A 9,581-nucleotide genomic window follows, 5' to 3' on the forward strand; every position below is an offset into this window, starting at 1 on the left:
TTAGAAAACCATTGTGGCTTAATCGGGTAAGATACCTGCTGATTAAGCGACAGGCAAAGTGCGGACTTTACGGAGCGATATTAACCCAAATAATCATATAAAATTAAGTACAATAAACTAACAATCATCAATTATGAATAATGACTTTTCCAGGCAATTTGCCTTCTGGATTTTATTTTTTGGCTTTTTCTGCGGCATAAATACCATGCATTCGCAAACCGGAACAGTATCGGTTGATTTTAAAAATTCGTCTCCTCAAAAAATTATCGATAACCTAAAATCGCGTACGCCCTATCAATTTGTTTACCAAAAGGATCTGGATTTAAGTATACCACTTATTACCCTTAAAAAAGAAAATGTTTCGATAGATGAAATCTTAACGGATTTGCAAGATCAGACCAACTTAAATTTTAGACGAAATGAGAATAATATAGCCGTAAATAGTAAAGATGGCGGCAAAAAAAAAAAGAAAGGAAAAATAACCGGTAAAGTTGTAGATGTCAATGGTCTTTCGCTGCCGGGTGCCAACATAAAAGTCGCAGAGCTGGGTATAGGAACACAATCTGATATTGATGGTACTTATGTTCTGGAAGTAGAGCCGGGCGAATATACTATCGAGATTAGTGTTATTTCTTTTCAAACACAAAAAATTACGGCTGTCAAAGTTCTCGAAGGTGGCGAGACACCCTTGGTTGTTTCTTTAAAAGAAGATGCAGAATCCCTTAATGAAGTAATTATTATTCAGGATTATAAAAAAGCAACTGCCTCTGTACAGGGAATGTTATTGCAGCAAAAAAAAGCAGCTCAGTTTTCTGATGGTATATCGGCAGAGCAAATAGCAAGAACTCCGGATAAAGATGTGGGTAGCGCCCTTAAGCGTATTACGGGGGTAACAACTGTAGGCGATAAATATGTTGTGGTGCGTTCTATGGCCGAAAGATGGAATCAGGCGGTTATGGATGGTATTACATTGCCCAGTACAGATGCTTATCAGCAAAATTTTTCTTTTGATATTATTCCAACGGCAATTGTCGAAAGTATTGTCGTAAGCAAATCTGCGACTCCGGACATGTACGCCAATTTTGCCGGAGGATATGTAGAGGTTAAAACAATAGATATTCCAAAAGAAAATTTTACCAATTTCTCTATCAGCACTTCTTATAATAGTAAAAGTACCTTTAAAGAACGCCTTACAAGACAGGAAGGCGATCATGATTATCTGGGTTTTGATGATGGCAGACGTGATTATCCCAACAATCTTATCGCGTTGGATATCCCTAAGAGCTCAGCACAATCTGATTTGTTTATTGAGCAGTCCAGGCAGTTTACTCAGGATAATTTTACTACTTATAAAACGTACGGAGCACCGGGAACGACACTTCAGTTTGGTATAGGGCGCACTTATAAATTAAAAGACAATAACAAATGGGGATTTGTGGGGTCATTGATTTTTAAGAACACACAGGAAAAATTAGAAATTGAGCATACAGAAAGAGGCAATTATAAAAGTAATTCAGAGTTCCTCGAAGAAAAGAAAGGCAGACCTTATTCGACTTTTACAAAATACGGGTTTAATAATTCAGGTGCCAACTATAACTTTAACTCTACTTTGGGCGGTACGTTTAATGCAGCCATACAGTTTGATAATCATAAAATTACAAGCCGTAATACGGTTATGCATATTTACAACAATCAATTGACCCAGATTACGGGTTGGGACATTGGTCAGGCTTCTGCAGATATAGTAAGCGGTACTGATCTGGCTACTACTGCTGAATCTAATTATCCGGTTTACACGACTTTTATTCAGAATAAAATCGAAGGAAATCACAAATTCGACAAATTAGAAATCAATTGGTATGGCGCTTACGGAAATGTGAGAAAAGATACCAAAGACGCAACATTTGTAGATATTGGAAGAAGAAAAGTAGGCGATGATGTGCTCCAGTACTATGATGTTTATAATGCTGACGATAGGTTTAGAAGAAGCAATTTTAAGAATGATGAAGTTGATTATAATGCGGCAATAAATTTTAAGTACTCTTTTGATTTTACAGAATCTTTTACAAACGATATCAAAGCCGGTTATTTTGGAACTTACAAAAAGGCAACCAATCAGCAGGAATCAGCCAAACTGGTTACGGTAGGACAAGCCAGCGACAGAGCTGAAATCTATGACCCACTGACAAAATTTCTGGACGGATCAAATTATTATTATGGCGGTTTTGGCTGGCAGGATTACGGGATATATGGCAATAAATATGTGGGAGATGTAAAGGTGCATTCGCCATTTTTAATGCTCGATGATAAAATGGGACGTTATCTAAGGCTGGTTTGGGGTGTGCGTGCCGAAAGTTATATCTATACCCAAATACAAAGTCAGTCTGAAACACCCGATGGTTTCTCTGCCGTTCAGGGCGATGATAAAATATGGCAATTTTTGCCTTCAGCGAGTTTAATTGTGAGCCCGACAAACAAAATGAATGTAAGATTGGGGTATAATAAATCGGTTTTACGACCTCAGTTTGCAGAGCGCTTAACGATCCCTTATTTTGATCCCGTCAGGTCTGCCAAAATTTACAATTACACCGGAGGTTTAGTTTCGAGTGTTGCCAATAATTATGATTTAAAATTAGAATGGTTCCCATCTGGCGGCGAAGTTTTATCGTTTGGTGTTTATCATAAAAATATAGAGGATCCAATAGAATCTGTTGGTTATCTTAATGCATCAGGTGTTAGAGATATCTACAACATCAATTCAAGCAATGCCAAACTTTGGGGTGTAGAACTGGAGTTTTATAAAAGTCTTTCTTTTTTAGGCGAAGGCGATATCTTAAAAAACCTGTTTGTGTATGGTAATGCTTCTGTAAACGATACCAAGGTTACTTCTTATGTCAATTTAGACGGTACCGGTGGACTTTATGAAGCCAACAGACCACTTTATGGGCAATCGCCTTATACCTATAATCTGGGTCTGGATTATGTGGGCGAACGTCTGGGATTTAGTTTGAGACACAATGCGGTAGGAGATCAATATATACTGGTAGGATTTGAATATTTTGCCGAAGAAATTCGCAAACCCTATGCGATAACAGATGCTCAGGTGAGTTACAAATTTTTTAAGGAGCGAAATCTGGAATTAAAATGCAGTATAAAAAATATGTTTGATGCCGGTATAGAAACCTACAACAATGCAAACAGTTACAGTAAAATAGAAGATGTACCGACAGGATCTAACCCAAGAGAGCGATTTAGTCTGGGAGCAGGTGCTACTACCAAATTTGATCAGGATCTTGACAGGGAAGTATTTAAGGCTAAAAACGGAAGAACGATAAGTGTATCTGTTAATTATTCCTTTTAAACAAACGGGTATTAAGAAATTGAAGGGTTTTGGATCGTAGATATTAAGAAACCGTTAACAATAAAAAAAGACATGATATTTTGGTTTTTCAAAAGCTAATGTATGTAGTTGTAAGTATTAGATTTCTTTTTTGTTTAGTGCATTGAACAAAAACGCAAAAAAAATACTTTAAGATGTTCTTTTAAAATGAATACTAAGATAAGTTGCTCTTTTTTAGGTCAGTGTTTTAAAATGAATGGAAAGGAAACCTTTTGCTGCGTTAAAAAAAACCTGTGAGCAAAAGATGGAATTGCAGGTATAAACCCCGATGGTAAAGCGGGATCGTTTATAGAAAAAGGTCTTTACCAAAAAAGAGAAAGACCTGAGGAAAGATATTTTGCTGCTCTCTCCAAAGGCCTAGTTTGTAATAGCAGCAAATATAGCATTAATAAAATTATTATGAAAAAATTTTTTGTATGTGCAATGATAGCTCTTGCTGTGAGCTCTTGCCAAAATGATGATTCATCTGCTGATTCTTCTTTTTCTATGAAAGCTGCTGGTGCTGACTACACAGGATATCCTGCAACAGTACAAACTGTAAGTGGTGATATCACTACAAACACTACCTGGACCAGCGATAAAGTTTGGGAAATTGATGGAGTAGTACGTGTAAAATCAGGCGCTACATTAACAATTCAGGCGGGTACATTTATTAAAGCTAAACCTTTGGCAGCAGGAGTTGCTACAGGAGTTCTTGTAATTACTAAAACAGGTAAAATTGATGCACAAGGAACTGCTACAGCACCGGTTATTTTTACAAGTTATAACTTATTAGATGGTAGCGCAGGAACAACTGCTACTCCCGGAGATTTTGGTGGTGTAGTTGTTTTGGGTGATGCTCAGGTAAATAATGGATCTGTTACTAATATTATCGAAGGATTGGGAGATCAGCCTTCTGTTTCTGATTTTTATTATGGTGGTACAAACAACGCTCATAATGGTGGAGCTATAAATTATGTTCGTATCGAATTTGCAGGACGTATATTAGATGCTGCAACAGGTGTAGAGATCAACGGATTGACTTTAGGAGGTGTTGGTTCAGGTACTGTAATTGATCACGTTCAGGTATCATACGGAAGAGATGACTCTTTTGAATTTTTTGGAGGTACAGTAAACGCAGGGCATTTGGTTTCTTTTGCTCCGGATGATGACAATTTTGACTTTGATCTTGGTTACACAGGAACAATTACAAAAGCGATTGCAATTGCTGATAGTAATTCTTCTCATAGTTTAAGCGGCGGAAATCCTGATTCTAATGGTATTGAGTTAGATAATAATGCTACAGGTAGTTCTACAGCACTTATAACACGTCCGGTTATCAGTCAATTATCTATTATTGGTGTTAGCTCTACTACAGTAGCAGATCTTTATGAGAATGCTATACATGTACGCAGATTAGGACAAATAAGCTTAACAGATGCAACAGTTACAGGATACAATAAAGGTATCAACTGGGAAACTCCTTCTTTGCCAGGCAATTCTTCATGGTTAAGAGTATCAATTCACGGATTTGATAATCCACTTTTACCGGCAGGAACTGTTTTAGGAGGTATTGGTAATGCTACTTCTACAGTAAACCCGGCTACAAAATGGTCACTAAGCCAACCGTTCTTTAATGATGGAGCTTTGAATTTTACAGGAGGTACAGGAGCATTCAAAACAGAAGCTAACTGGGTAAGTAACTGGACTAAGTTTACAAATTTTTAATTAGGTTAATTATTAAAATTGTACATGGGCAGATTATTTCTGCCCATGTTTTTAAAAATAAAAAAAAATGAAAAAAAAGCTACTTTTACTACTATTTATACTGTTCTCAATTGTTTCATCGGCTCAGTTTACCGTTTGGGAAGATGATTTTGATGATGCTGATGTTTCAGACTGGGTTTTATTGGATAAAGATGGAAACGGAAGTAATTGGATTGCCCGAAAAAACATCAAATTTGATGAGGCAGCAAACGAAATAGGAGCAGGGACTATCGATATTTTAGGCACCTATAATATCCAGTTCCCATCAGGTTCCCCTTTAGAAACTTTTGAAGATAATCTGGCGATAACCCCTGTTTTAGATTTATCATTTTATTCCGGCAAAGTTACACTAACCTTAAAGGCACAACCCAGTATTTACGACAGTAATCAGGATATAGCTGTTTATGGATCTACCACACCAGATCCGGCATCGTTTGTACTTATTAGCAAAGTTACGCTCGAAAGACAAACAGTCGACGAACCTGAATTTAAGGATTATGAAATCGATATTTCGCAGTTTTCAGGAAAAACAACAGTATATATAGCATTGGGCACTAATCCTGCTACAGGTTTTATTGGATACGAAATTGATAAAATCTCTGTAATTGCAGAATCTCTATTAGGTTTAGATGCTATTGAGCTAACATCGAAGGTTTGCAGACTGAATCAAAATCCGGTAAAAGAGTCTCTCGAATTAGATTTGGGAGAACGATTTAATAGTGACAAAACTTCTTTAAAAATTTACAACGCTACCGGATTATTAGTAAAAGAATCACCTTATAAAAAAGAAAATTTAAACGTTGGCGATTTGGCACAAGGTGTTTACTTTCTTGTCATCTCTGACGGCAGTATTTCAGGAAAATTAAAATTTATTAAAAAATAAGAATCGCAAAACGTTACAATTTTCCGATCAAATAGCTATTGCAATACAAACAAATGAATATGAAGAATATATTGACAAGCATATTAATTTTCTCGATTATATTGGCTCTTTTAGAATCCTGTGCCAATGATGAGCTGACACCACTGTATGGTACTGAAAAAAATCAGCCCGGAAAAGTAGTCATCATAGGATATAGTGCATTAAACGATTCGATACAAATCATGGTAAACGGTAAACCGGTCGAAATTGGAAAAGACAAACGTACCGCTTTTGTAAAAAAAGTCGAAAAAGACTATGATTTTGTATACCATGGCAGTGAGGATAAAGTTTTTGAGTTTACCAATAAAACAACAAAAGAGATTTTAAGAACGTATCATTTTAATGCACAAAAACCAAAAGATACCCTTTCGTTTTATGCCAAAGAAAATATATGGCTCGATAATGCGCTCACGTTAAAACCCGGAGTTTTAAGTTTGCCTGCCTACAGCGGATACAGGTTTATTTTTCCTACTCTTAATTTATATTCAAAAACAGGTTATACCGGAACACTGGACGGAATTATCCGTAAGATCAATGGTCAGGTTTTAGGAGTTGTAGAGAATATAAACAAAGACCAGTACAGCAAGTTTATTGAATTTCCGTTTAGTCAGCCCCCAACTATTATAATGGAATTGGTCAAACATGGTACAACAGAATCGTATGTTTCGGGCAAGAAAATAACAGTAAATATGACGCTGTCAACCAACAAATCAAAATTAATAATACTGGATGAAAAACGAGATGTAAACGGAGCTTTTTCAGGAGTAGACGGAACACTAAATCTGGCAGACTATTTTGTTTTTAAATAAAGGGATTATTTGTTGTTGTTCCGTAATAAAAGTAAAACAGGTTATTTATAAATTTTAAAAGTATAGAATGAAAAAATCTCTTTTTGTTTTCATTTTGCCATTATTTTTTCTGGTAACGCTCATTTTTTCGTGTTCTCCGGATGATACTTCTGTTGCTGATTATAAAGAAGGGTCTAACGAGTATGTTAATGATTGGATGTATCAGCAAATGAAAAAATATTATCGCTGGAGCGCAACAATGCCGGATCAGGGCAATTTATCAGTTAATCCAAAAGAATATTTTGCAGGATTGTTACAAAAAGAAGATATCTATTCGTATGCTTTGCATCCTGCATTGCCGGAAACTGCACCGCAGAGCCTTAGACGAAAATTTGGTTTTGACGTTTCTTTTTTTGAGTTTGAAGGAAAAACGTATGGCGTAATTTTATATGTATTGGCAGATTCACCGGCAAAAAATAGTGGACTGCAAAGAGGGCAGCTCATTACCCAAATAGAGGCAACGGTTTTGAATCAGGGCAATTATGATCGTTTGTATCAAAATATGATAACTTCCGGTCAGCTCCAATTATTTACGACCACTTATGCTGCACAATCTGGTTTTTCTAAACCAAAAGAAGTTTTGATAGTGCAGGGATTTAGTTTTTTGCAACCCATTTCGTATCGTGTAATCGAGGATAAAAATACGAAAATAGGTTATGTCGAAATTCCGCATTTTGATGTTGGGCAAGCTCAATTATATCAGCAAATTTTTCAGGAATTAAAAAGCAAATCCATTACAGAACTCATTCTGGATTTAAGATACAATGGTGGGGGAGATATCGCATCTGCAACTGCACTTAGTATTATTATAGCACCCGATATTCGATCCGGTGATCTCTTTATAAAATTTGAAGGAAACGCCAACGGGGGTACTGTCGATCAGTCTTTTTTGCAATCCTTACAAAGCAATGAGACTAAAGTAAGTTTTGATGTCCTGCATAACGTTCATCCCTCTATAAACAAAGTGTACATTTTGTGCGGAAATCGTACTGCATCTGCCTCAGAACTTATTATAAATAACCTGAAACCTTATATAAATGTTATTACAATTGGAGAAAAAACTTTTGGCAAAGATGTAGCAGGATTTCCTATCGAAGATGACCGAATTTCGGGAACCAAAGGTTGGATATTGTATCCGTCTATTTATAAATTATTTAATTCCAGACACGAAGGCGAGTATAGCAAAGGTATAAATCCAACATTCTACACAAACGAAATTCAGGAACCCGGGGTTTTTGCTCTTGGTGATCGTTCTGAAATTTTATTAAAAACAGCGCTAAATGCGATTTCCGGAAACACAGCTAAATTAAATACAGCAAATGTGCAATCATTACCACTCTCTGTGATCGATACAGATGTAGATCCGTTGCTGCGTATGATCCCGTAAATTCAGGTTTTATTATACTTTATAGATATTTGAATACTATATTATGCAAGGAATTAATAATAGGGAACATCGAAATTTATTAGATGTGTTTCATAAGTATGAAAATATATCCAACGTTGCCAAAGAGACTTTGGGTCTGGAACAAGATTCTAAAATACAGAACGATATGGAGGAACTCGCCCTATTATATACCAGATTTAAAGTACTCCTGGCAGAACTCGAGAAATGTACAAGAGATTATGAACTCAAAAAAAAGTCGACAAGAAGCATGCTGCATAAAAAAATTAGAACGCTAACAACAAAGCTGCAAAAAGACAATGTTTTATTGTTTTAAAATATCAGTTCATATTTTCTATTACTAGTAAAAAATAGTGATATAGAAACCATAAAATACACCATTTTAGATTTTACTTTTTATACCTTTATTAGATTGTTTTTGCATCTAAAAGTTTATTTTTTCTAAACTTTTAGATGCTTTTTTTATCCTTTAAAGTTGTGTATGATAGCTCAAGAGGGTTATACTTAATTTATACAGGTAGGATACTTCATTTATATGTTTACTGCATCGTCATTTTCTATCGCAGCATAATCATTCTGATCCGGAACAGTAGTTTCTGGCAAGTCATCCCAATGTCCCCAATCTCCCTTGTAAGCTTTTCTGTACACTAAATCGTCACTATTTGCAGAACAAATCTCACTGTGATACGGGCATCTTTTAAAGTCTTCTTCTTTGTAACTATTTAAATTTTTCATGGCTCTAATTTTTAGATTGATTAACAGCTCAAAATTAGGTTTATAGTACTGATTTCTCTTACACAATATGTCGCATTTATTATTGAATTAACAGGTGTTAAATAGCTAGAAAAGATTGATTTAGGAATTATTTGTTAAAATTAAGATTGTAAAATACTTTAGTACTTTATTGTTTTTAATTGTCTATAAAATATGACGTAAAAACACTTTTTTTTTGCAATAAGGATATAACAGTACGTAAAACCGTAACATTATAACCTTTAAGTAGTTTAGATTTGCGAGCAAAATTTAATTGCCTTAACCTAATTAACCTGCTTATTACAGAACTTTACTTACTGTTTTCCTTTTTTAGTGATTTGAAAAAAATCCCTGAAAGTTGGTATTGCAGTTAATAAATAATTGGGCTACTATTACATTTTAAAACAAGTTAAGACCTACAAATAATTAATTCAACATGAAAAAAAACTACCTAATTGTACTTTTTATTATACCAATATTGATGCAATCTCAGGATATTCTTTGGGA

7 protein-coding genes are annotated in these 9,581 nt (G+C 35.3%); 6 read left to right on the forward strand and 1 reads right to left on the reverse strand.

The genetic code is table 11. From position 1 onward, the window contains the following. Window positions 1–133: 133 nt before the first annotated feature. The 6 genes from B0A64_RS04020 (at window position 134) to B0A64_RS04045 (ending at window position 8,637) form a co-directional block, all read left to right on the forward strand. On the forward strand, window positions 134–3,361 hold the full coding sequence (locus tag B0A64_RS04020; protein WP_089478257.1) for a TonB-dependent receptor domain-containing protein: 3,228 nt from the start codon (window positions 134–136) through the stop codon (window positions 3,359–3,361). A 438-nt stretch (window positions 3,362–3,799) separates the two neighbouring features. Beyond that, complete coding sequence (locus B0A64_RS04025; protein ID WP_089478258.1) at window positions 3,800–5,107, forward strand: hypothetical protein; 1,308 nt, start codon at window positions 3,800–3,802, stop codon at window positions 5,105–5,107. A 67-nt stretch (window positions 5,108–5,174) separates the two neighbouring features. Further along, window positions 5,175–6,029, forward strand: a complete 855-nt coding sequence (locus B0A64_RS04030) for a T9SS type A sorting domain-containing protein (RefSeq protein ID WP_089478259.1) — start codon at window positions 5,175–5,177, stop codon at window positions 6,027–6,029. A 59-nt stretch (window positions 6,030–6,088) separates the two neighbouring features. Continuing rightward, window positions 6,089–6,877, forward strand: coding sequence for a hypothetical protein (locus tag B0A64_RS04035; RefSeq protein WP_244285343.1), 789 nt, complete (start codon window positions 6,089–6,091; stop codon window positions 6,875–6,877). A gap of 67 nt (window positions 6,878–6,944) precedes the next feature. Continuing rightward, a complete protein-coding gene (locus B0A64_RS04040) occupies window positions 6,945–8,303 on the forward strand; it encodes a S41 family peptidase (protein ID WP_089478261.1) in 1,359 nt (452 codons plus the stop codon). A gap of 43 nt (window positions 8,304–8,346) precedes the next feature. Next, window positions 8,347–8,637: a hypothetical protein gene (locus B0A64_RS04045; RefSeq protein WP_089478262.1), complete on the forward strand. Its 291-nt coding sequence runs from the start codon at window positions 8,347–8,349 to the stop codon at window positions 8,635–8,637. Window positions 8,638–8,852: 215 nt separating this feature from the next. Here the strand turns inward: B0A64_RS04045 and B0A64_RS04050 are convergent, their stop codons facing one another. Then, window positions 8,853–9,056: a hypothetical protein gene (locus B0A64_RS04050; RefSeq protein WP_089478263.1), complete on the reverse strand. Its 204-nt coding sequence runs from the start codon at window positions 9,054–9,056 to the stop codon at window positions 8,853–8,855. Window positions 9,057–9,581: the final 525 nt, after the last annotated feature.

Source organism: Flavobacterium araucananum (genome assembly GCF_002222055.1).
Taxonomy (GTDB): domain Bacteria; phylum Bacteroidota; class Bacteroidia; order Flavobacteriales; family Flavobacteriaceae; genus Flavobacterium; species Flavobacterium araucananum.